We start from the raw sequence: 25452 nt of genomic DNA, 5'->3' as shown, positions 1-25452 counted from the left end.
CCTAAAAAAATTATCCCTTCTTCAAAATACTTCCTAAACCTCTACCAATCTGCTCAATAGCTTCAAGACCTTTTGTTAATGGTGTTGCGGTAAAATCTTCGTAAGCATCCATAGAAGTTACTTTATTATCGTCTTGCGGATAAACCAAAATCAGATTGTTTTCTTCAAATGATTTTTCGAATTTCTGTGGCAATTTATCAAAAATAGATTGGTACGAAACAGAACCTTTTCTTGATAAATTAAAAGCAATTAAATCTGTTGGTTTAATTTCATCTGAAATGGCTTCAAAATCTTCCCAATCTAAAATACTTTTGAACCCTAATTTTGCGCTAAGTTTCAAATTAGCCGCAATCTGCATAATAGACTGATGCGTTTTATATTCGGCATAAATCACAATCGGAATACTTAATTCCTGTGACAATCGGCAGATTTTTTGAAGCAAAAGCTGAAATCCGACTCCTCTTTCTGAAAAAGGCGGGCAAATAAATACCAATCTTTTTTCTTCAATAAAAGGCTTTTCAAATCGGCAGATAAATAAACTTTTGTCTACGTTATTAATGATTGAATCTACGTTTTCTCCAAAAATTTTATCCAGGAAACCTGTTTTTCTAGGCCAGCCCACAATTACAATATCCGACATGATTTCTTTTGAAGTTCTCGCAATTCCACTCGCCGGATTATGATCTATTCTGGCAATGGTATTGATTTTTACTTCAGATGCTGAACCCTGAATTACAAATTTATCAACAGCTTTTCTATATCTTAAAATATTTTTTTCGGCCTGGTCATTATTTGGAACAATCGTTAGCAAAGTAACCGGATTGGCAGATTTTTTATCTTTTATTAAAAGTGCAAAATCCAACAAACTTGCTGTTGCAGAAGTTTTTGCCAGCGGAATCAAAATATGCTCTTCCAGAATCTTATCTCTGTTGGTATCTTCATGAGAAACCTCTTCTTCACAAATGGCAATTTTTTTAGCTGCTTTTTCTGTAGCAAAAGAAGCCACAATACACGTTATCAGAATTAAAATAATAGTTCCGTTTAATATATTTTCATCTAAAATTTTCGCTTTAAAACCTACCAAAATTACCGCCAGAGTTGCTGCAGCGTGCGCACTGCTCAATCCGAAAATAAGCTGTCTTTCTGTCTTTGTGTATTTAAAAACGATTTGCGTAAAAAAGGCTGCAAACCATTTTCCAAAAATAGCCACAACACTCAATGTTCCGGCAACAATTAAAGCAGTTGGTCCGCTCAAAATAACACTTATATCAACAAGCATTCCCACAGAAATCAGGAAAAACGGAATAAACAATGAATTCCCAATAAACTCAATTCTGTTCATCAATGCAGATGAATGCGGAATTAACGGATTTAATGCCAAACCGGCAACGAAAGCACCAATAATAGGCTCTACTCCTGCTACTTCGGCCAAAAACGCGGCGAAGAAAACGACTGAAAGTACAAATATATAGTGGGCATGTTTTTCACTTTCTAATTTCTTGAAAAACCATTTTGCAATTCTCGGAATAACCAAAAACATAATGGCTGAGAAAATAGCCAGCGAAACGCCTAATTTTATCCAGAAAGCCTGATTTAGATTTCCCTGAGCGCTTCCCATAATTACGGCAAGAATAATCAAAACAGCAGTATCAGTTAAAATTGTACCTCCAACGGTTATGGCAACTGCCTGATTTTTTGAGATTCCCATTTTACTCACAATTGGATAAGCTACCAAAGTATGCGTGGCAAACATACTTGCTGTTAAAAAACTGGCATTAAAATCATATTGCAGTAAATAATAACAAACAGGAAAACCAATGGATAAAGGAAAAATAAAAGTAAAAAATCCAAATAATAAACTCTTATTTTGATTGGCTTTAAACTCGTTCATATCGAGTTCAAGACCCGCGATAAACATGATATACAAAAGTCCGATGGTGGAGAACAAATCAACTGCCGAGCTTTTGGCAAGAATATTAAGCCCGTGAGGACCTATGACTACACCAGAAATTATAAGACCTATAATTCCGGGAATATTTATTTTTTTCAGTAAAATTGGAGACAGCAGAATAATGAAAAGTATCAACGAAAAAATTAATACTGGATTGTTAAGCGGTAATTCGAATTCTTGTAATAAATGCTTGAAAAATTCTATCATAATGTGATTTTATCTTCTTTGTGGTATTTCAATTTTTTCGTAAAAAAGGCTTCTAAAAATTGAAAAAACATATCAGAAGTTATTATTTATCCGATTGTTTAAAAGTTAAAAAAACCGGATTTTTTAGTGATTGTTTCATTACAAAAATACCTAAAAAAACCTCGAACTCTTTACGAAAACCGCATATTAAGCAATTAAATTTATTTCATTGCCAAATTATTAAAATTTAATATCTTTTTTAACAAAACCGCAACATTAACAATTAAATATTCACGTTCGTTGCATTATTCAATTATCTTTGTCTTAATAAAAATTGAACAATGGAAGAATGTATCTCTGTTTTTGATATGCTTAAAATTGGTGTTGGCCCGTCGAGTTCCCATACATTAGGTCCGTGGCGCGCCGCAGAACGTTTTTTAAAAGAGTTAAAAGACGAATCTATTTTAGAACAAACTACCAGAGTCAGGGTCGACTTATACGGCTCTCTTTCCTTAACCGGAAAAGGCCATGCTACAGATTTAGCAGTTATGCTCGGTTTAAGCGGTCAGGATCCCGAATATATTCCCATTGAAGATATTGCAGGAATCATCAAATCGATCGAAACCAAAAATGAAATCGTTTTGGGCAACCAGATTACGATTCCGTTTTACTTTCTTCAGGACATTGTTTTCAATAAAGATTTTCTCCCTTTTCATGCCAATGGCTTAAAATTTACAGCCTACAAAGCCGATGATTCTGAATATGAGTCTACTTTTTATTCTATCGGAGGTGGTTTTGTGGTGAAAGAAGAACGTACCAATGCCAAAATCAAAGAAGAAATAAAATGTGCCTTTCCGTTCCCGATTCAAAATGCGGTTGAACTTTTAAATTATACGGTTTCAGAAAACAAAATGATTTCTGAAATTGTTTATGAAAACGAAAAATCAATGCGTCCTGAAGCCGAAATTCATTCGGAATTAATGCGTATTTGGAACACTATGCTCGAATGTATGTACATTGGCTGTCATACAGGAGGAATTCTTCCGGGCGGATTAAATGTGCGTAGAAGAGCTTTTGATATGCATCAGGGTTTAATTGGACTATCAAATTATTCTGATCCACAAACGTGGCTGGAAGAAATCAGAAAAACCGAAGTGAAATTTCGCCAGATATTAAAATGGGTAAGCTGTTTTGCACTTGCCGTAAATGAAGTAAATGCTTCTTTAGGCCGTGTGGTTACAGCACCTACAAACGGAAGCGCTGGTGTGATTCCGGCTGTTTTAATGTATTATCTGGTAATTGAAAACCATAACGCAGGCGAAAAAGAAATCAAACAATTTTTGATGGTTGCCGGAGAAATTGGAAGTATCTTTAAAAAAGGAGCTACTATTTCTGCAGCAATGGGCGGTTGTCAGGCCGAAATTGGCGTTTCGTCAGCGATGGCTGCTGCGGCACTTTGCGAATTAATGGGCGGAACTCCTGCTCAGGTTTTAATGGCTGCCGAAATTGCAATGGAACATCATCTTGGTTTAACCTGCGACCCAATTGGTGGTTTGGTACAAATTCCGTGTATTGAAAGAAATACAATGGGTGCCATAAAAGCGATAAATGCTGCCGAATTGGCCTTAGAAACCGATTCTAAAAATGCAAAAGTTCCGTTAGACAAAGTTATCAATACAATGTGGCAAACGGCAAAAGATATGAATTCAAAATACAAAGAAACCTCTGAAGGCGGACTTGCAATTGCGGTTAATATGGCTGATTGCTAAATAAAAGTTTGCCACGAATTTCACGAATTATCACGAATTATTTTTTTAATTTTCGTTGAGTAAATAGATATTCGTGAAAATTCGTGAAATTCGTGGCGACAAAAAATACTACATGAAAAAATACCACTTTATAGCAGCATTATTATTTTGCTCTATTTTACTACAAGCCCAGGAACGTTATTTTCTAAATTCAGATACTAGATTGTATACTTCGGCAAGTGCTTCTGCTGAATTTTTAGGCTATTTTAAATATGGTGCAGAAGTTCAATTATTATCTAAAAATGAAAATGGCTGGTACAAAGTAAAAGCCGATAATTTATCTGAAGGATATGTTCCTGAAAAATTTGTGGGCACAAGATTAAACGCTGCCGACATTAAAACTGTTGATAACGAAAATCCGGTTTTGGCAGGCGGTGATCAATATTATGGCGGAAATCATCTTTTTGTTTTGGTGGCGGGTTTAAAAGCAAGGGCGCTTCCGGATAAAACTTCGAAAATTAAAGAAATTTTGTTTACAGGAGATCCGGTTCCGGTAAATTATCTTCCAAAAAATCAAGACGAATGGGTGAATATTGGTGGGAATTTTGACCCTGAAAATGCAAAATTTACACTGAGAAAATTCATTGGCAAAAGACCTGATTTTAATACCTTAATCAAAGAATTCGACAAACTGAATCCTGATGCAATTGCTGAACGAAAAACTGTTGCCGAACGAATTGTAGAACTTGCCTGGAACAGCGATTACTCTAAGCTAGCTCCGGCGTACCAAAGATATTCTGAGGTTGTTAAACAATTAAACGATCCTAAATTAATTGCTGATACAGAACTGAATGTGGCTATTGCCAAAGGATTAGACAAGCATAAATTACCGGAACAAATTGTTGCTTTTACACAAAAAGCCGAATTTATTTTGAAAGGTATTAAAACAAAATCTTTGTTTCTTACTCAAAAAGAATTGGTTAAAACCTTTGGAAAACCTGCAAAAACAGCCAGTATAGGCGATGAATGTGGTATTTATCTAAGTGATTTGTTTTACTATTATCCGGATTTGGAAGTTTCTGTCGATGAAAAACAAAACAAAGCTGAAATCGTAAAGGTTTTTATCAATGAAAACAATAAAATGATTTTGAATGCCAATTCGGTTTTAGATAATACATTGACTGAAAAAGCATTTATCGAAAAATACGGCACTTATATAACAGCTTCTATCAAAGTACCACATTCCTACTCCCTGCAATTTGAAGACAGCGAATTTAGAATAGAATTCAAAGACGGAAAGCTCTTTTTTATTGAAATATTCTTCTATTGCTGATTTCAATCTATAATTATTCAATACTTTTACATCTTCAAAAAAAACAAAAAACAAAATGTCAGTAGCAAAAAAAGATTATAAAAGAATCACTACAAAGTCGTTGATCGAAATGAAAAGCAACGGAGAGAAAATCTCTATGCTAACGGCTTACGATTATACAATGGCAAAAATTGTTGATACTGCCGGAGTCGATGTGATTTTGGTTGGAGATTCAGCTTCAAATGTTATGGCGGGTCACGAAACGACTTTGCCCATTACTTTAGACCAAATGATTTACCATGCTTCGTCTGTAGTTCGTGCTATCGAAAGAGCTTTGGTTGTAGTTGATTTACCTTTTGGAAGTTACCAGTCTGACCCTAAAGAAGCTTTACGTTCTGCCATCAGAATCATGAAAGAAAGCGGTGGTCACGCAGTAAAATTAGAAGGAGGAAAAGAAATTAAAGAATCTATCAAAAAAATATTAAACGCCGGAATTCCGGTTATGGGACACTTGGGTTTAACACCACAATCTATTTATAAATTCGGAACTTACAGCGTTCGTGCAAAAGAAGATGAAGAAGCAGAAAAACTAATCGAAGATGCTAAATTGCTTGAAAAAATTGGCTGTTTTGGTATTGTTTTGGAAAAAATCCCTGCTGATTTAGCTGAAAAAGTAGCTAAAAGTATTTCGATTCCGGTTATCGGAATTGGTGCCGGAGGTGGCGTTGACGGACAGGTTTTGGTTATTCACGATATGTTGGGAATGAACAATGAATTTAGTCCAAGATTTTTACGTCGTTACCTAAATCTTTACGAAGAAATGACAAAAGCAATTGGTCAATATGCTGCTGATGTGAAATCTAGTGATTTCCCTAATTCTAATGAACAATATTAGTTTTTAAGTTGCTAAGGTTCTGAGATTCTAAGTTGCTAAGATTTTTTAAGGTTACTTTTTTAGGTACAAAGACTCAAAGCAACAATTCCGAAGCTTCGGAACAAAGGTATTGGAAATTGAATAGCCTCCTGCTTTAGCTGGAGGTAAATTTTAATTTCATCAAAATGGCTTTAGCCGAATTCTTTCAATCTAAAATCAGAAATCTAAAATTCCCCGAAAGTCTAAATAATGAAAATAATCTCAGATAAAAATAACCTTCAGGTATTACACGAAGACAATCATATTATTGTGGTTAACAAACGCGTAGGCGATATTGTGCAAGGTGATAAAACGGGGGATAAACCTCTATCTGATGTTGTAAAAGAATACATTAAAGACAAATACAATAAACCTGGCGACGTTTTTCTGGGTGTAATTCACCGTTTGGACCGACCTACAACAGGAATCGTGGTTTTTGCCAGAACCAGTAAAGCTTTAACGCGAATGAATGAATTGTTCAGTAATCGCGAAACGCAAAAAACCTATTGGGCAGTTGTTAAGAACAAACCTTTGGAAACAACTGCCAAATTGGTTCATTATCTAAAAAGAAACGAAAAAAATAATACTTCAAAAGCACATTTAAAAGAAGTTCCGGATAGCAAAATTGCCAGTCTGGATTATACTGTTTTTAAAGAACTTCAAAATTATGTAGCTCTGGAAATAAATCTTCACACAGGTCGCCACCATCAAATTCGTGCACAATTGTCTGCAATTGGTTCTCCTATAAAAGGCGATTTAAAATACGGTTTTGACCGAAGTAATCCTGACGGCGGAATTCATCTTCATGCCAGAAAATTAGTTTTTGTACATCCTGTCTCAAAAGAGAATATTACGATTATTGCACCAACTCCTGATGAAACCATTTGGAATGCATTATGATTTTATGATTATTTTCTTATTTTTTTAATTTTTATCGATTAACTTGCATAGACAAAAAAACAAGCTGATCGTAAAATGGACTATAAAAATGATATCGGATACCGAAAAGAAACGCTCAAAAAATTATTATATAACATTCAGAAAAGCGAAGATTTAATTGTAAAAGCTTTATATGATGATTTTAAAAAGCCCGAATTTGAAGCTGTTTTAACAGAGACTAATTATGTCATTTCGGAACTAAAAGACACGATCAAAAACATTCATAAATGGGCAAAACCAAAACGTGTTTTTCCTTCCCTCCTCAATTTTCCTTCAACAGATTATATTTACAAAGAACCTTACGGAAAAGTGTTGGTAATTGCACCATGGAATTATCCTTTTCAACTGGCATTATGCCCTTTAATTTCCGCTGTTGCAGCGGGAAACAGAGTGATTTTAAAGCCTTCGGAACTTACTCCAAATACTTCTTCCATAATTGCAAAAATCATCCAAAAAACGTTTCATGTAAAACATGTTGATGTCGTTCAGGGAGGAGTTGAAGAAGCAAACAGTTTATTGGCAAAACGCTGGGATTATATTTTCTTTACAGGAAGCGTGGCTGTTGGAAAAATCGTTGCCAAAGCTGCCGCAGAAAACCTGACACCGGTTACGCTTGAATTAGGCGGAAAAAACCCTTGTATAATTGATGAAACTGCCGATTTAAAATTAGCTGCAAAAAGAATTGTCTGGGGAAAATTTATTAATGCAGGTCAAACTTGCATTGCACCAGATTATATTTTGATTCAAAAAAACATGAAAATCAATTTCATCACTTTTATGATGGAAGAAATTACAAAAGCATATGGCAAAAAAATGGAAAAATCGCCGGATTTTGCCCGAATTATAAATACTAAAAATTGGCTTCGACTGGCTAATATGCTGAAATCTGAAAAAATAATTTTTGGAGGAGAAACAGATGCGAATAAGCTTTATATCGCACCAACACTTATTGAGGAACCAGGCTTGGAAAGTCCGGTTATGAAAGAAGAAATTTTTGGCCCGATTTTACCTATTCTCACTTACGAAACAGAAACCGAAATTAAAAATGTTGTGAGCCGTTATGAGAAACCTCTTGCATTTTATATTTTTAGCGAAAATAAATCTTTTACCAAAAAATTAATTGCAACTTATTCTTTTGGAGGCGGTTGTATCAATGATACGGTTATTCACTTTTCTAATAAAAGACTGCCTTTTGGCGGCGTTGGCCATAGCGGAATTGGCGCTTACCACGGTCAATTGAGTTTTGACATTTTTACACATCACAAAGGAGTAGTCAAAAAAGGAAATTGGATCGATTTACCAATGCGTTATGCACCCTACAAAGATAAACTGGCTTCCATTAAACGCTTATTAGACTGGATATAACCGCTAAAACAATCTTCGTACTATTTTGTAGATTTTCGTACGGATTTGATTAAAAATATTATATTTACGTTTCAATAATTAAATACGATAGAATATAAAACAATTCTACTTAAAAAAATGAAATCTACACTTGATCAAATTGAAGACATTAAAAATAATGGCTATTTCTTAGACTTTTCTACTGTTTTTAACCATGCTTTCGAAAACTATAAAAAAATAGCGCTTTATGCGGGATTAATACTTTTGGTATTTTCGATTTTAGCGTTTTTTCTTGGCGGAGGACTTTTAGTTTCATTGTACGGAGTTCAGCATTTTAATGAAGAATTTTTAAAAAACCTTCAAAACGAGCAAACATCAACATCTGTACTGGCTATTTACAGCGTAGTAATTGCTTTTTTTGCAGCACTTTTTAGTCCGTTTACTGCTGGTTTTTTAAAAATGGCATATTGTGCAGACAGAGATGAAGAATTTAAATTTTCTACAGTTTTTAGTTATTATACATCTCGTCATTTCGCACAGCTTTTCATTGCAACATTATTAATTTCACTACTGAGCGGTTTAATTTCTGTTCTCTTTAATATGGCTGGAATCATTCTTGTTGATACTTTAATTGCATTGGCAATCACCATATTTACAGCATTAACAATACCGCTTATTATTTTTGGAGATTTAAATGCAATGGATGCCATAAAATCCAGCATTATTGTAGTAAGTAAACAACCATTTACAATAATCCTTTTGCTTTTTGTTGCCGGCGTTGGCTCAGCCATTGGTTTAATTGGCTGTTGTATTGGCGTAGTCTTTACAATTCCTATCACTTATTCGGTAAATTACGCTTTATATAGTGCTATATTAAATATAGAAGAAGAGAATTCAATTGATTCAATTGGATCTGATTCAGAATAAAACTGAAGATTCTGAGAACAAAAAGAGCCTGACCTCCTCTTTTTCAGAAAATTCTAAATTGCTATTACTAAACCAAACATACCCCAAATACTATGGTAGAAAACTATAGTTTTTTTAACTCATCGATTTTAGGAATCGCCAATTTTGGTGATGCCTTAAAATCGATTGCCACAAATTGGTTTGTTTTTAAATCCGATATTATTTTCTACAATAATCCCAAACTCATCATTTTGGGGCTGTCATTATTCGGTTTTATAGGTTTATTGATTTATCAGTTTTTTAGAATTAAAGCCAAAATTGGCTACTTCATCGAGAAAAAACTGGAAAGCGAAACCGCACATAGAGAATATCAATTGTATGCTTTATTCTTTGGTATTGCAACTATTGTAATCGAAATTATTAATGAAATATTCAAGATTCGGCCACGAAGTTTATTAGTTTTTAATGTAATTATAGGATTTTCAGTTTTATTGCTTTATTTAGTTACAGATAAAATCAAATTTCTACGGGACCGAACCCAGAGAATTTTCATTATTTCCTTCTTCATTTACATTGCCTATGTTGCCCGTAACATTATATATCTGCAAAATGATGTTATCCCGATTATTACTTTTCTACTTTCGTTTTTCTTTTCCTACAGTATTTTAAAACCCATAAAAATTTATTGGACTTTCGTCTCAATCGTATTTTTATACCTGATTACAACCTTAGTTTTCCATGCAATTCCATTAAAATCATCTATTTTACTGATCAATTTTTGCATTATTGTTTTCATTATTAATCACGTAAATTATGCCGTTTTACTAAACAACAGAGATAATTTCAGGTTTACAAACGAAATCGTTCATAAAGGAAATTCATTAACGATTGCTACAAATAAAAAAGGCGAAGTATTATTTAGCAGTGAAACTATAACAACAATTTTAGGATATTCGCCAGACGAAGTAATGGCAATGGAATTTTGGAAGTTAACTGAAGATCCAGAATTTATCAGAGAAAATTATCACAAAACTTATATTGATAATAAACTCTACATTCGAAAACTAAAAAGTAAAAACGGCGAATTCAAATACATTCAATGGAAAGATAAAAAATTCTCTAATGATTTAATTATCAGTATTGGACAAGACGTTACAGAACAAATTATAGTTCAGGATCAATACAAAAACCTGATTCAGACCGCGACCGATATTATTTTTGAGATTAATGTAGACGGTTATTTTACTTTTATCAATGAATTTGGATATTCTATTTTGGGTTATGCCGAAGAAGAAGTGATTTCGCATCATTATTCAAATTTTATTCATGAAGATTATATCAAAAATGCTGTTGATTTCTATGAGAATTTAGAACAAAATGAACTTAATTATCCGACCATTGAAATTCCGGTTATAAAGAAAAACGGCGAAGAATTATGGATTTCACAAAAGGTTATTATTCGCAAAAATGATTTGGGCGAAACAAATGGCTACGCCGGTATCGCAAGGGATATTACGGAGATAAAAAACATCGAAAACGAGAAAAAAAGACGTCTTGAGAAAATCGAAGCCTACAATAATTCGACCAAAAAATTATCGACAACAGATTTTCGCGGTTACAGCGATTTGCAAACCGTAATTGATTTTATTATTCAGGAAGCGGCAACAGTTTCTAAAACAAACAGGGTCAGTTTTTGGAAATATTCAAACGATACTATAACCTGTCGAAATTTATTCAGCCGGGACAATCAAAGTTTAAACGATAAAAATATTCTCGATAAAGAATCTTATCCAATTTATTTTGAAACTTTAAAAAGCAAAGCCATCATCAATGCTTCTGACGTATTTAACAAGCTGGAAACATCTGAATTTCAGCAAATTTACTTCATCAAAAATAAAATAAAATCGATGCTTGATGTTCCGATTTTTTAAACGGACAACTAGCCGGAGTGGCCTGTTTTGAAAGTACCGAGAAAAAAAGAGAATGGGACAATGAAGATATTAATTATGCGAGAACAATTTCGGATGTAATCTCATTGGCAATTTCTTCTCAAATGAGACTTAAGGCCGAGAAAAAACTGGAATTAAAAAGTGAATTATTATCGGCTTTGGCGCTTTGTACAGAGAAGTTTTTATTGAGCAAAAGTCCGCAAAAAATGTTTCAGGAGACTTATGAAATTATTGGGAAGGCATCAAAAGTAGATCACATTTTTTATTACGAAAAAGATTTCGAAACCAATACCATTAGTCAAAAATACAAATGGACCCGCGAAGGAATTGAACGTCAAATAACGAAACTGCAAAATTTTACCGAAGACAATTTAAAGGAAATCATCTGGCACTCTCAAAATAAAAAAGTTTTAAGCACCTTAACCCGAAATCTGGAAGACACCTACTTTAAAAATTTACTCGTTACGAATGATATTAAATCGATATTGATTTTGCCTTTGTTTGCCAATAATAACTTTTCGGGTTTTATTGGTTTTGATGATTGTACGAGGGAAAGAAAATGGTCTGATGATGAAATTTATATCTTCCAGACACTCGCCAATAATATTTCATCGGCGTTAGACCGAAATAGAAATCAGGCAAAAATCAAGGAAAGTGAAGATGCAATAAAAGCAAAAGAACTAGCAGAAGCGGCAAATAAATCTAAATCGGATTTCCTGGCCAATATGTCGCACGAAATACGAACTCCGTTAAACGGAATTATCGGTTTTACGCATTTGCTTATGAAAACGAATCTTGAAGAAATTCAGGAAAAGTACATGACAACCATTAATCAATCGGCACATTCATTACTTGAAATCATCAATGATATTCTTGATTTTTCTAAAATTGAAGCCGGAAAACTCGAACTTTTTATTGATTTGTATGATATTCAAAAAATACTGGGACAAATATTTGATTTAATTATTTTTGAATCAAACCAAAAAAATCTTGATCTGGAATTAAATGTTGACCCCAATGTTCCTAAATATATCTGGACAGATATTGTGCGATTGAAACAAATTTTGATCAATCTTTTATCAAACGCCATAAAATTCACCAACGAAGGATCTATAAAACTAAATGTTTCGGTAATCGAAAAAAAATCAGAAGAAAATTATATTCTTCGATTCTCCGTTGTTGATACCGGAATTGGAATATTAGAGCAAAATCAGAAGAAAATTTTCAAGGCTTTTTCACAAGAAGATAGTTCTACAACGAGAAAATTTGGAGGAACAGGTCTGGGACTTACAATCTCGAATCAATTACTGGCTTTAATGGAAAGCCGTTTGCAGCTTGAAAGCAGAATCAACAAAGGAAGTAATTTTTATTTTGATTTGAATTTGAATATTAGTCATAAAAGTATCAACGAAAAATACAAGGAAATTCTAAAAAACAGAAATCCTGATTATGCATTAAACTATTATTCTAATCAAAAAAAACTGAATATTTTGATTGTTGAAGATAATAAAGTAAACATGCTTCTTTTAAAAACAATTGTAAAAAACCTCAATTTAAATACTATTATTTTTGAATGCGAAAATGGCTATGAAGCTGTTAATCAAATTGAAAACATTAATCCTGATTTGGTTTTTATGGATATTCAGATGCCAATTATGAATGGTTATGAAGCAACAAAAGCCATTAGAAATACTTTAAGCGGAAAAAATATTCCGATAATTGCTGTTACGGCAGGCGCCGAGAAAGATGAGCGAAACAAATGTATTTCGGCCGGAATGAACGATTATATTTCTAAACCAATCATTCGCGGCACTGTGGAAGAAGCTTTATCTAAATGGATAAAATAATAAAGTAAATCATTTTAATAGAACATATTTTACAAAAAAATATATAAATTCGTACAACAAAATTTATAATAACTTTTAATATAACAAATATGAAATGGCTAGGCAGAAGACAAAGTGATAACGTAGAGGACAGAAGAGGACTTTCTGGAGGAAAAGTAGCCGTTGGTGGTGGAGTTATTGGTATAATCATTTTGTTATTAAATGTTTTTGGCGGCGAAACAGGCCAAACTATTGGAAATGTCTTAGAGCAAGTTCAAGGCGGCCAACAACAAACTGAAGCTGCTGCACCATTAAGTAAGGAAGATGAGGAAATGGGTAACTTTGTTAGGGTAATTCTGGCTGATAACGAAGATATCTGGAGTAAAATATTTGAAGAAAACGGAATGACATATAAAAACCCAAAATTGGTGCTTTTTAGAGGTTCTGTTCAAACAGCTTGCGGTGGAGCTTCTTCGGCATCGGGTCCATTTTATTGTCCAGGAGATCAAAAAGTATATATGGATTTAGGTTTCTTTGAAGAGCTTAAAACAAAATTTGGTGCCAAAGGTGGTGATTTTGCTATTGCGTATGTTATAGCGCACGAAATTGGGCATCATGTGCAAACCTTATTAGGAACCTCGGCCAAAATGCATCAGGAACAAGAAGGAAAAAGCGAAGCAGAAGCCAATAAACTTTCGGTTGCATTAGAACTGCAAGCAGATTTCTACGCCGGAGTATGGACACATTATAATCAGAAAAATTTAGATACAGATGATATCGACGAAGCTTTAAGTGCTGCAAATGCTGTTGGTGATGATGCCATTCAAAGCAAAATGAGCGGTCAGGTTGTTCCGGATTCATTTACACATGGGACTTCAGAACAAAGAATGTACTGGTTTAAAAAAGGTTTTAAAACAGGCGATATTAAACAGGGAAATACTTTTGAGGAGATTCGATAATACAAACCAAATATAACAAACCGACTAAAAGCATGATTTAAACGTCATGCTTTTTTTGTTGCACAAAAAAGAAATTCCAATGTTGTGTGTTTTTGAACCATATAAGTTCATTTAATTATGTGGAGTAATCTTTGTCAAAGTTTAAAACTTTGACAAAGATTGGCGATTTTGTTTGTACATCGTAGCGTCCCCGTGGTTGAAACCACGGGCTATAATCGTAATCGATTGGAATTTGGAATTTATTTTTTGGAATTTATTTCTTTATTCTTTTAAACATAGCCAATGGTTTCAACCATTGGAACACAATACATTTCCGTAATACATTTTCACGATTCAATTTCAAGATCCATAACCTGTGTCCCCGTGGTTGAAACCACGGGCTATATTCACAATTGGAGTTTGGAATTTGAAATTTGGAATTTAAAATTTGAATCTGGTTTTGGAATTTGGTCCCGAAGTCTCGGGATAAAATTTAGAATTTAAATTAGGCGCACAAAAAAAGCCTTGAATTTCTTCAAGGCTTTAAATTTCTGGGTGGCTGACCGGGTTCGAACCGGCGACCCGCGGCACCACAAACCGCTACTCTAACCAGCTGAGCTACAACCACCATTTTGCTTAGCGGTTGCAAATATACAACTAATGTTTACTTCCGCAAATAAAAAATTGAAAAAATATTGAACTTTTTACATCAAATCTTCTAAGCTATTGACTGCCAAACATCTTTCGACAGTAAAACCTTCAGCAAAATCTTTGTTAACAAGCCTTCCTAAGTCTTGTGCACGGTAATTTAGGCTTTCCAGAAAGTTTTTGCTTGTTATTGGCGTTGCAGGTTCTTTTGAATTCGGATCGTAAAACTGAGTTTTATAAGCCAAAACTGCCTCTACCTTTTTTTGTTCAAAACCTGTAATATCTACAACAAAATCAGGTTCAAGGTTTTTCCACTGAATATAATGGTAAACCACTTTTGGTCTCCAGGCTTCTTGTTTCTCTCCGTCGATCGAGGTTTCGATTTTCATTAACCCGGATAAAAAGCAAGCGTCAGAAACTAATTTGCTTCCTTTACCATGATCAATATGGCGATCGTCAACCGCATTACACAAAACAATTTCAGGTTTGTATTTACGAATCATTTTAATAACTTCAAGCTGGTGCTTTTCATCATTTACAAAAAAACCGTCACGCATTTCTAAATTTTCACGCACTAAAACGCCTAAAATTTTTGCCGCCGCTTTTGCTTCTTCATCTCTTGTTTCGGCTGTTCCGCGCGTTCCTAATTCGCCTCGTGTTAAATCAACGATTCCAACTTTTTTACCAAGGGAAACTTCTTTTAATATAGTTCCTGCACAGCCTAATTCTACATCGTCCGGATGTGCACCAAAGGCTAATATGTCTAATTTCATCTGCTTTTTGTTTTCTTTGTTTCAGGTTTTAAGTTTCAAGTTCTAAACTTTGGCTGAAAACTAAATAATCTTTTTTATTTTCTTTGTTTTACGTTTCAGGTTCACGTTCCAACAACTTGAAACCTGAAACCTGAAACTTTTATTTTTAACAACTACTGTTCTTTTTTATATTCAAAACTCTTTTCATCGTCATCGATTTATTGACGCTTTCCTCCCACTCTTTCTCCGGAATGCTTTCTTTGGTAATACCGCATCCCATGTACAAAATGGCGCTTTTTTCCTGAATTTGCATACTGCGTAAATTTACGAATAAATCAGAACTTACTGTTTTACGCGCAAAACTGCTGTTTAATTCTCCCAGAAAACCGGTGTAAAAAGTTCTGTCATAGTTTTCATTTTCAATAATAAATGCTTTTGCTTTTTTCTTTGGCAAGCCACAAACCGCTGGCGTTGGATGCAATGTATCGATAACTTCTTCAAGTGTCGAATTATCATTTAAAACTCCCGAAATATCGGTTTTAATATGCCAGATCGATCCGGCTTTTATGCTGTAAGGTTCTGTAACAATAACTGATGAAGCTACCTCACGCAATCTTTTTACGATAAAATCAGTAACATATTGCTGTTCGTCTTTTTCTTTTTGCTGCCAAAGAATTTCTTCTTCCAGATTTGCTTTTTGAGTTCCGGCAAGAGCTGTGGTTTCAAAAACATTTCCATTTGCTTTTAATAATTGTTCTGGTGTTGCTCCCATCCAAAAACCAATTTGGGGATGAAAAAAGCAATAAGAAAAAGTCGTTGGATACAAATGAATCAAACGCTGAAAAGTGATGACAAAATCAAGATCTGTCAATTCCAATTTTTCATTTCGGGATAAAACTACTTTTTTGAATTCTTCGTTTTTAATGGCGTCGATTCCTTTTGTAACTAAATCTTCGTATTGAGTTTTGGCTTCAGGGTCAAAACCTAAATCATCAATTTCATTAAAATCAAATTTAATTTCCTTTTGTTCGGTACTTATAATTTTGGATTGTTTTTCGGGAATTAAAATCAATTGTTTTTCATCAAAAGAAGCAAAAACAAATCCCTGTTCGCTGTAATCTGTAACTGTATATAAAGTATCATCTTGTTGTAAAAAAGCAAAAAGAAGCGACGAATTGGGTTTAGAATAAATTACAAAAGGTAATTTTTGTTCCTGGTGTTTTCGGATTGTAGAAAAAAGTCGTTCATGTTAGTTAGCTTTTTTATCTAAAACCATATTAGTCAATTTACAAAGTGAAATCAAATTCCCTTCTTCATCGGTAATTTTAATTTCCCATAAATGAATACTTCTTCCTTTGTGAATGATTCGTGCTGTGCCAAAAACCCAGCCTTCGCGAATACTTTTTAAGTGATTTGCCGAAATTTCGATGCCGCGTACTTCCTGTAATTTTGCATCAATAAAGAAGAAAGACGCTGCACTGCCAACACTCTCTGCCAAAGCAACCGAAGCGCCTCCGTGTAAAAGTCCCATTGGTTGATGAACGCTTGGATTTACAGGCATTTTGGCTACTAAAAAATCTTCGCCTGCATCAATATATTCGATTTTTAGCGTCTCCATCAAGGTATTTTTGGTAAACTGATTGCAGCGCTCTAATATTTGTTCTTTGGTATAATTCATTAAAATGGACTTTAAAATCGTAAAATTAAAGAAAAGATGAGTTACAAATTCGAAAATCCAATTCTATTATTTAAAATCAGCTTCAAACATGTAAGTTTTTTGTTATTTTTACAGAACAATAAAAATATTTGATACAAATTACACAGATTAAATTTTATTAGCAAAGAATAGAAAATCATTTAAATCTGTGCAATCTGTGGCAAAAAAACAACTTCATTAAAATGCGTCAATACTTTACATTCTTCATTCTTGGTTTGCTTATAACTTTTAGTTCCTGCCGAACTGATTTTGATACCGTTGCCAGTTCCGGAGATTTAAAGTTTTCAAAAGATACCGTTTATTTAGATACTGTTTTTAAAAACATCGGTTCGAGTACATACCAGTTAAAAGTGTACAATAAAAGTAAAGACGATATTTCGATTCCAACAATTCAGCTTAAAAAAGGATTGAATTCTAAATACCGAATGACGGTTGACGGAATGAACGGAAACAATGGCAAAATCTTCAATGATGTAACACTTTTAGCCAAAGACAGTTTATATATTTTTATAGAAACAACGGCGGATATTACAGATGCAAATCCAACCGATTTTTTATATACCGATGAAATTCAGTTTGATGGCGGTTCGAATCTTCAGGAAGTAGCTTTGGTCACTTTAATTCAGGATGCCGTTTTTCTTTATCCGAAACAAAATCCTGACGGAACAAAAGAAAAAATCGAGATTGACGGAAAATCAGTTGATGGTTTTTATTTGGATGAAAATGATGCGGTAAACGGAAATGAGCTGATCTTCAACAATCAGAAACCTTATGTAATTTATGGTTTTGCAGGAGTTCCGGAAAGTAAAACTGTCATTTTTGAGGCCGGAGCGCGAGTTCATTTTCATGCCAATTCAGGACTTTTTGTAGATAATGATGCTTCTCTTCAAATTAATGGAGATGTCTCTACAACTGAAAAACTCGAAAACGAAGTTGTTTTTGAAGGCGATCGTTTAGAACCTGAATATTCTGATGTTCCAGGGCAATGGAGTTCGGTTATTTTTTCTAAAGAAAGCACCAATCATTCGATCAATCATTTAACGTTGAAAAATGCAACAATTGGTTTATCAATCCAAAATCAGGATGAAACAGCTTTTCAAATCAAAAACACTCAAATTTACAATTGCGCCGAATATGGAATTTTAGCTCAAAATGCTCATCTTAATGGTGAAAACATTGTTATCAATTATTCCGGTTTAGCGAGTTTGTCTTGTGTTTATGGTGGAAATTATAGTTTTACGCATTGTACTTTTTACAATAATTGGCAAAGCAGTTCACACTTTGCGGTGGATTTAAGCAATAGTTTGGCCGGCGCAACTCCCGAAACGAATCCGTTAACGCAGGCTACTTTTAATAACTGCATTATTTATGGTTCAAATACCAGCGAATTTAATTTGAACAAAAATACTGCGGCACCTTTTGTATATCAATTAAACAATTGTCTATTAAAATTTAGCAGTTCTTCATCAAATCCAGATTATCAGTTTAAAACAGATACGGAACATTATAACCAAATCATTCTAAACGAAAATCCGAAGTTTTATAATGTTAATCTCAATAAATTTAATATAGACAATACTTCTCCCGCTTTCGCGAAAGGAAATCAGGCGTATATAATTCCGTTGGATATTATTGGAGCGACAAGAACTTCTCCTCCGGATTTGGGTGCTTATCAGAGTGCAGTTTTTCCAAAGTAAAGGATTGCCACGAAGGCGCGAAGTTTTTTTTAAACCATATAAGTTCATATAAGTAATTTAAGTTTTATGTGAATTTTGCTCGCAAAGAAGCAAAGACACACAGTTTTTTTAAGCTTTGTAAATAAAACTTTGCGACTCTGCGCCTTTGCGAGATTAAAAAAACTTTGTGCCTTAGCGCCTTCGTGGCAAAAAAACACAACCGTAAGAAAATATATCTAAAAATAATCATTCCTTAACTCAGCGTATTTATAAAAGTAGTAGATTTGTTTCAATTACAAAATTAAACTTCTCATAATCAATTTATTGAAAAGTTTATTTTGAAGTATTTTCAACCAAACCTAAAAACTATTTTATGAAAAAATTTTACTCTTTTTTATTCCTACTACTTTTTACAGTCAGTTTTGCGCAGATTCCAAGTGGTTATTACAACACCGCAACAGGAACAGGTTACACTTTAAAAACACAATTATACAACATTATTAAAGGTCATACTGACAACGGTTATGCAGGTTTGTACACGACGTATCAAACTTCTGACGTTGATAATTTTTACGAAAATGACGGAACTGTTCTGGACATGTATTCTGAAAATCCATCGGGAACAGATCCTTATAATTATAGTACAGGAAGTACGCAACGCTGCGGAAATTATTCTGTGGAGGGCGATTGCTACAACAGAGAACATATTATTCCGCAATCAGTGTTTAATGAGCAGTCACCAATGGTTGCCGACGCGCATTTTATTACGCCAACCGACGGAAAAGTAAACGGAATGCGTTCCAACTATCCGCATGGAACAGTAAGTTCTGCAACATACACTTCTCAAAACGGAAGCAAATTGGGATCAAGTTCTGTATCCGGATATTCGGGAACTGTTTTTGAACCTGTAAATGCTTTTAAAGGCGATATTGCCCGAATGTATTTTTATTTTGCAACACGTTATGAAAATACGGTTTCAGGTTATTCTTTTCCAATGTTTGACGGTTCTGCCAATAAAGTATTTACAACAGCTTTCTTAAATATTCTTTTGGCGTGGCATGCTCAAGATCCTGTAAGTGCGAGAGAAATTGCGAGAAACAATGCCATTTATGGGCGTCAAAATAACAGAAATCCATACATCGATCATCCAGAATATGTGAATCAAATTTGGGGAGGAACTTCTTCTACAGATTCTCAGGCCCCAACTGCTCCAACGAGTCTGGCTTCGACATCAAAAACTTCAACATCAATTACACTTGCGTGGAATGCATCTACAGATAATGTAGCCGTTACAGGTTATGATGTTTATGCCAACAGTGTTTTAAAAACAACTGTTTCCGGATTATCAGCAACAATAACAGGATTAACGGCTTCAACAAGTTATTCTATCTATGTAAAAGCAAAAGATGCGGCCGGAAATGCTTCTGCATCAAGCGGTACAATTGCCGTAACAACGAACAGCAGCGGAACAGGCGGAACTGCAACAGATTTGCTTTTCTCTGAATACATTGAAGGTTCAGGAAATAACAAAGCGCTGGAAATCGCCAATAATACAGGAAGTTCTGTGAGCTTATCGGCTTACACGATTAAAAAACAAACCAATGGAGCGGGTTCGTGGAGTACTGGTTTGGCTTTAAGCGGAACTTTAACTACAGGAAGTAAATTCGTAATTGTAAACAGTTCTATTTCTTCAACCTGTTATTCTACAAGTGCAGCGAATATTTCAACTTCTGGAACGGAATTAATGTTTAACGGAAATGATGCTGTAGGTTTATTCAAAAATGGTGTTTTAATCGACATCATTGGAACTTTTAGCGGCGGAACGGCCAACTTTGCTATAGATGTTACTTTAAGAAGAAAATCGACTGTAACTTCTCCATCGACAACTTTCAATTTAAGTTCGCAATGGGATTCGTATGCAACTGACACTTGCAATAATCTGGCAAGCAAAATCGCGAAACCAATCGACGAAGAAATTACTGATTCTGATGAAATTATCATTTACCCAAATCCTTCTGATGGAAACTTCTATGTTGGTTTTGATAATCTGGATACAACTTATTCTATTGAAATTATTTCGTTTGCAGGACAAAAAGTTTTCGAAAAACAAAATACTACTGATACTGCAATTTCGGTAAGTCATCTTGCAAAAGGAATTTATGTTGTGCAAATCATTACAGATTCAAAAACAATAATTAAAAAGATTGTAATCAATTAATTTTTTCACCATATAAGTGATAAAAGAAATTAAAGTTTTTTGAATTGCCTCCAGCTTTAGCTGGAGGTTTAGAAATATGATTATAAAAGGCTTTAGCCAAACCGGTACAGTTTGGCTAAAGCCTTTTTATTTGATTTATTTTTTCATCCAGCTAAAGCTGGACGCTATTCACCAAATATTAATCTTTGCACCACTGCGACTTTGCGAGATTAAAAAAAACAAACTGAATAAATTTACCCAGATTTACAATAAAATTACAATCCATTTAAATCTGCTCAATCTGCCAAATCTGCGTGAAACAAAAAAAACTTTGCGCCTTCACGCTTTCGTGGCAAAAACTTTAAAAGAGTTTGTTTTCAAATTTGCGCTTGCTATTTATTTAAACTAAATTTGCACCTTCAATACAACAAACTACACATCACAATGATCCATTTCTTTGAAAACCAAAGCAAAACTGTTTTTGCCGTACAAACGCAAAACGAAATTTCGGCTCAAGACATTTCAAAATTAAACTGGCTTTTTGCCAACTCCAATAAGATCGAGAAATCCGCACTGTCGGATTTTTTTGTTGGTCCACGTGCCACAATGATCACACCCTGGAGCACAAATGCTGTAGAAATTACTCAGAATATGGGTATTCCTGGCATCATCAGAATTGAAGAATTTTTTCCGGCAACGGAAGATTTTACAGATTTTGATCCGATGCTTTTTCAAAAATTCAATCAATTAGATCAGGAGATTTTTACGATCAATGTTCAGCCGGAACCAATATTGGAGATCGATGATATTGCAACTTACAACAAAGTTGAAGGTTTAGCTTTAAGCCAGGAAGAAGTTGATTACTTAGATAATCTTGCTGTAAAATTGGGAAGAAAACTTACTGATTCTGAAATCTTTGCTTTCTCTCAGGCAAATTCAGAGCACTGTCGTCACAAAATTTTCAACGGAACTTTTGTAATTGATGGTGAAGAAAAAGAAACTTCTCTTTTCAAATTAATTAAAAAAACATCACAGGAAAATCCTAATGATATAGTGTCTGCTTACAAAGACAACGTTGCTTTTGTAAAAGGACCAAAAGTGCAGCAGTTTGCACCAAAAACAGCTGACAAACCAGATTATTACGAGATCAAAGAATTTGATTCGGTTTTATCTTTAAAAGCAGAAACACACAATTTTCCAACAACAGTTGAACCTTTTAACGGAGCTGCAACAGGTTCCGGAGGAGAAATTCGTGACCGTTTAGCAGGTGGACAAGGTTCTTTGCCATTGGCCGGAACAGCGGTTTACATGACATCTTATTCTCGTTTAAACGATGACAGAAAATGGGAAAATGCTGTTGAAGAAAGAAAATGGTTGTACCAGACTCCAATGGATATTTTAATCAAAGCTTCAAACGGAGCTTCTGATTTTGGAAATAAATTCGGTCAACCGTTAATTACAGGTTCAGTTTTAACTTTCGAACATGGAGAAAACGACCGTAAAATTGGTTACGATAAAGTAATCATGCAAGCAGGTGGAATTGGTTACGGAAAACTAGATCAGGCAATAAAAAAGAAACCACAAGAAGGCGATAAAATCGTAATTCTGGGTGGAGAAAATTATAGAATTGGAATGGGTGGAGCTGCGGTTTCATCTGCAGATACGGGTGCTTTTGGTTCAGGAATCGAATTAAATGCCATTCAGCGTTCGAATCCTGAAATGCAAAAACGTGCTGCAAACGCGATTCGTGGTTTGGTAGAAAGTGATCATAATCCAATTGTTTCGATTCACGATCACGGAGCTGGAGGACACTTAAACTGTCTTTCGGAATTGGTAGAAGAAACGGGTGGTTTAATCGATTTAGACAAATTACCTGTTGGAGACCCAACACTTTCTGCAAAAGAAATTATTGGTAACGAATCTCAGGAAAGAATGGGATTGGTTATTGGTCAAAAAGATATAGATGCATTGCAAAGAATTGCCGACAGAGAGCGTTCGCCAATGTATCAGGTTGGAGATGTAACGGGAGATCACCGTTTTACTTTCGAATCAAAATCAAATGGCTCAAAACCGATGGATTATGCTTTGGAAGATTTCTTCGGAAGTTCTCCAAAAACGGTTATGACCGATAAAACTATCGATAGAAAATATGCTGATGTTACTTACGACGGCGCCAATTTCGAAAGTTATTTAAAAGATGTTTTACGTCTGGAAGCTGTTGCTTCAAAAGACTGGTTAACGAATAAAGTAGACCGTTGTGTGGGTGGAAAAGTTGCAAAACAGCAAAATGCAGGTCCGTTACAATTGCCTTTGAATAATGTCGGAGTTATGGCTTTGGATTATTTAGGTAAAGAAGGAATCGCGACTTCTATTGGCCACGCTCCTATTGCTGCTTTGATTGATCCGGTTGCGGGAAGCAGAAATGCTATTGCGGAATCGTTATCAAACATTGTTTGGGCGCCAATTAAAGATGGGTTAAAAGGAATTTCATTATCAGCAAACTGGATGTGGGCTTGTAAAAATGAAGGTGAAGACGCTCGTTTATACGCTGCTGTTGAAGGCTGTTCTGAATTTGCAATTGAATTAGGAATCAATATTCCGACAGGAAAAGATTCACTTTCGATGAAACAAAAATATCCAAACGACGAAGTAATCGCACCGGGAACAGTAATTATTTCTGCAGGAGGAAACTGTACAGATATTAGAAAAGTGGTTGAACCGGTTTTACAGAAAAACGGAGATTCAATTTATTATATCAATTTGTCTCAGGATGATTTCAAATTAGGAGGTTCTTCTTTTGCACAAATCAGAAACACAATCGGAAAAGAAACTTCTACTATAAAAGATGCTTCTTTCTTCAAAAATGCGTTTAATACAATTCAGGAATTAATCGGCGAAAGCCAAATTTTAGCCGGACACGATATCGGAAGCGGTGGTTTAATTACTACTTTATTAGAATTATGTTTTGCTGATGTAAATCTTGGAGCTAAAATTGATTTCAGCGCTTTCGCGGAAAAAGATTTATTGAAAATTCTTTTCGCTGAAAACATCGGAATCGTTTTCCAGGCAAAATCTGACGCAACGATTGAAGCTAAATTGAAACAAAATAATATCGAATTCTTCAAAATTGGTTCAGTTCAAAGTACGCCAAGTTTGGAATTTGGTCCCGAAGCCTCGGGATATAAATTGGATATTGCGGAGTATAGAGATGTTTGGTTTGAAACTTCTTATTTATTAGATCAAAAACAATCTAAAAACGGAACTGCAAAAGCACGTTTTGAAAACTATAAAAATCAAGCTTTAAATTATACTTTCCCAGCACACTTTACTGGTCAGGCTCCTGTAATTGATGCTTCTAAACCAAGACCAAAAGCGGCTATTATTCGTGAGAAAGGAAGTAATTCTGAACGTGAAATGGCAAATGCAATGTATTTGGCTGGATTTGATGTAAAAGACGTTCACATGACCGATTTAATTTCTGGTCGTGAAACTCTTGAAGACATTCAGTTTATTGGTGCTGTTGGAGGATTCTCTAATTCTGACGTTTTAGGTTCTGCAAAAGGTTGGGCCGGAGCTTTCTTGTACAACGAAAAAGCAAAAACGGCTTTGGATAAATTCTTTAAAAGAGAAGATACTTTATCTGTTGGAATCTGTAACGGATGTCAATTGTTTATGGAATTAGAAGTTATTAATCCGGAGCATGAAGTGCACGGAAAAATGCTTCATAACGATAGTAACAAACACGAAAGTATCTTTACTTCTGTGAAAATTCAGGAAAACAATTCGGTTATGTTGTCGACATTGGCCGGAACTACTTTGGGAGTTTGGGTTTCTCACGGAGAAGGAAAATTCAATTTACCAATGGGTGAAGAAAACTACAACATTGTTTCGAAATATGCTTACGAAGGATATCCTGCAAACCCAAATGGTTCTCATTACGATGTAGCCATGATGTGTGATAAAACAGGAAGACATTTGGTTACAATGCCTCATATTGAGCGTTCAACTTTTCAATGGAACTGGGCGCATTATCCAAAAGACAGAAATGACGAGTTTACACCTTGGCATGAAGCTTTTATCAACGCCAGAAAATGGATTGAGAAAAACTAAATAAATAAGCGCCCGAATTTCGGGCGTTTTTTTTGCCACGAATTCACGAATTTTACTAATTAATTTTGACTAAAATAAATTCGTGAATTCGTGGCGAAAAAACAAAAAAATGCCCCAGCACTATCCCTATTAGCTGAGGCACTTTTATTTAAAACCTTTTGGTGCCGAAGCAACTCCTGTTACAACATTTGATGCACTTAAAGCAAACAACCCTGAAGTGATCGAATCTTGTCCCCCAAAAAAAGATTCTCCACGATTGTATTGCTAAACAATACATCTCTTGCCCTCTAGACCAATAAGCCTGAGTCAATTGTTGCAACGGTCCACCAAGGTTCTGCAT

At 34.6% G+C, this 25452-nt stretch carries 17 protein-coding genes and 1 tRNA gene; 13 read left to right on the top strand and 5 right to left on the bottom strand.

Annotated elements, in window-relative coordinates; translation table 11 throughout:
* Positions 1-10 precede the first annotated feature (10 nt).
* Positions 11-2158: a cation:proton antiporter gene (locus tag ACZZZT_RS10205; RefSeq protein WP_302096992.1), complete on the bottom strand. Its 2148-nt coding sequence runs from the start codon at positions 2156-2158 to the stop codon at positions 11-13.
* 320 nt (positions 2159-2478) lie between these two features.
* Between ACZZZT_RS10205 and ACZZZT_RS10200 the strand changes: the two genes are divergently transcribed.
* The 9 genes from ACZZZT_RS10200 (at position 2479) to ypfJ (ending at position 14033) form a co-directional block, all read left to right on the top strand.
* Positions 2479-3906, top strand: coding sequence for an L-serine ammonia-lyase (locus ACZZZT_RS10200; protein ID WP_463460277.1), 1428 nt, complete (start codon positions 2479-2481; stop codon positions 3904-3906).
* A 112-nt stretch (positions 3907-4018) separates the two neighbouring features.
* The gene (locus ACZZZT_RS10195; protein ID WP_463460276.1) at positions 4019-5218 is read left to right on the top strand and encodes an SH3 domain-containing protein; all 1200 of its coding nucleotides are present in this window, start codon (positions 4019-4021) and stop codon (positions 5216-5218) included.
* A 55-nt stretch (positions 5219-5273) separates the two neighbouring features.
* Positions 5274-6092, top strand: coding sequence for a 3-methyl-2-oxobutanoate hydroxymethyltransferase (gene panB, locus ACZZZT_RS10190; protein ID WP_042563072.1), 819 nt, complete (start codon positions 5274-5276; stop codon positions 6090-6092).
* 228 nt (positions 6093-6320) lie between these two features.
* Entirely contained in the window at positions 6321-7010 is a 690-nt protein-coding gene (locus ACZZZT_RS10185; RefSeq protein ID WP_463460275.1) for an RluA family pseudouridine synthase, read from the top strand.
* A 75-nt stretch (positions 7011-7085) separates the two neighbouring features.
* A complete protein-coding gene (locus ACZZZT_RS10180) occupies positions 7086-8414 on the top strand; it encodes an aldehyde dehydrogenase (protein ID WP_463460274.1) in 1329 nt (442 codons plus the stop codon).
* 117 nt (positions 8415-8531) lie between these two features.
* On the top strand, positions 8532-9320 hold the full coding sequence (locus tag ACZZZT_RS10175) for a hypothetical protein (protein WP_463460273.1): 789 nt from the start codon (positions 8532-8534) through the stop codon (positions 9318-9320).
* Between the two features lie 92 nt (positions 9321-9412).
* Positions 9413-11230 carry a PAS domain-containing protein gene (locus ACZZZT_RS10170; protein WP_463460272.1) on the top strand — a complete coding sequence of 606 codons (1818 nt, stop codon included), beginning with the start codon at positions 9413-9415 and terminating at the stop codon, positions 11228-11230.
* Positions 11231-11247: 17 nt separating this feature from the next.
* Complete coding sequence (locus tag ACZZZT_RS10165) at positions 11248-13095, top strand: GAF domain-containing hybrid sensor histidine kinase/response regulator (RefSeq protein ID WP_463460271.1); 1848 nt, start codon at positions 11248-11250, stop codon at positions 13093-13095.
* An 89-nt stretch (positions 13096-13184) separates the two neighbouring features.
* Positions 13185-14033: a KPN_02809 family neutral zinc metallopeptidase gene (gene ypfJ / locus ACZZZT_RS10160; RefSeq protein ID WP_463460270.1), complete on the top strand. Its 849-nt coding sequence runs from the start codon at positions 13185-13187 to the stop codon at positions 14031-14033.
* A 533-nt stretch (positions 14034-14566) separates the two neighbouring features.
* Here the strand turns inward: ypfJ and ACZZZT_RS10155 are convergent.
* From ACZZZT_RS10155 to ACZZZT_RS10140, 4 genes are all read right to left on the bottom strand, one after another.
* Positions 14567-14640, bottom strand: a tRNA-His gene (locus tag ACZZZT_RS10155).
* A 76-nt stretch (positions 14641-14716) separates the two neighbouring features.
* Entirely contained in the window at positions 14717-15433 is a 717-nt protein-coding gene (gene bshB1, locus ACZZZT_RS10150) for a bacillithiol biosynthesis deacetylase BshB1 (protein WP_073395249.1), read from the bottom strand.
* A 145-nt stretch (positions 15434-15578) separates the two neighbouring features.
* The gene (locus ACZZZT_RS10145; protein WP_463460269.1) at positions 15579-16484 is read right to left on the bottom strand and encodes a chorismate-binding protein; all 906 of its coding nucleotides are present in this window, start codon (positions 16482-16484) and stop codon (positions 15579-15581) included.
* Positions 16485-16661: 177 nt separating this feature from the next.
* Positions 16662-17090 (bottom strand): PaaI family thioesterase, encoded by a 429-nt coding sequence (locus ACZZZT_RS10140; RefSeq protein WP_463460268.1) that lies wholly within the window; start codon positions 17088-17090, stop codon positions 16662-16664.
* Between the two features lie 221 nt (positions 17091-17311).
* On the opposite strand from ACZZZT_RS10140, the gene ACZZZT_RS10135 reads away from it, so the two are divergent.
* The 4 genes from ACZZZT_RS10135 (at position 17312) to purL (ending at position 25112) form a co-directional block, all read left to right on the top strand.
* Positions 17312-18826: a hypothetical protein gene (locus ACZZZT_RS10135; RefSeq protein WP_463460267.1), complete on the top strand. Its 1515-nt coding sequence runs from the start codon at positions 17312-17314 to the stop codon at positions 18824-18826.
* A 352-nt stretch (positions 18827-19178) separates the two neighbouring features.
* Positions 19179-21023, top strand: coding sequence for an endonuclease (locus ACZZZT_RS10130; RefSeq protein WP_463460266.1), 1845 nt, complete (start codon positions 19179-19181; stop codon positions 21021-21023).
* Between the two features lie 76 nt (positions 21024-21099).
* Positions 21100-21411 carry a hypothetical protein gene (locus tag ACZZZT_RS10125; protein ID WP_463460265.1) on the top strand — a complete coding sequence of 104 codons (312 nt, stop codon included), beginning with the start codon at positions 21100-21102 and terminating at the stop codon, positions 21409-21411.
* Positions 21412-21446: 35 nt separating this feature from the next.
* Positions 21447-25112, top strand: a complete 3666-nt coding sequence (gene purL, locus ACZZZT_RS10120) for a phosphoribosylformylglycinamidine synthase (protein ID WP_463460264.1) — start codon at positions 21447-21449, stop codon at positions 25110-25112.
* The last annotated feature ends 340 nt before the right edge of the window (positions 25113-25452 follow it).

This window comes from Flavobacterium sp. AC274 (assembly GCF_979258275.1).
The sequence above is the reverse complement of the archived record's forward strand: the minus strand, read 5'-3'. Positions and strand labels throughout refer to the sequence as shown.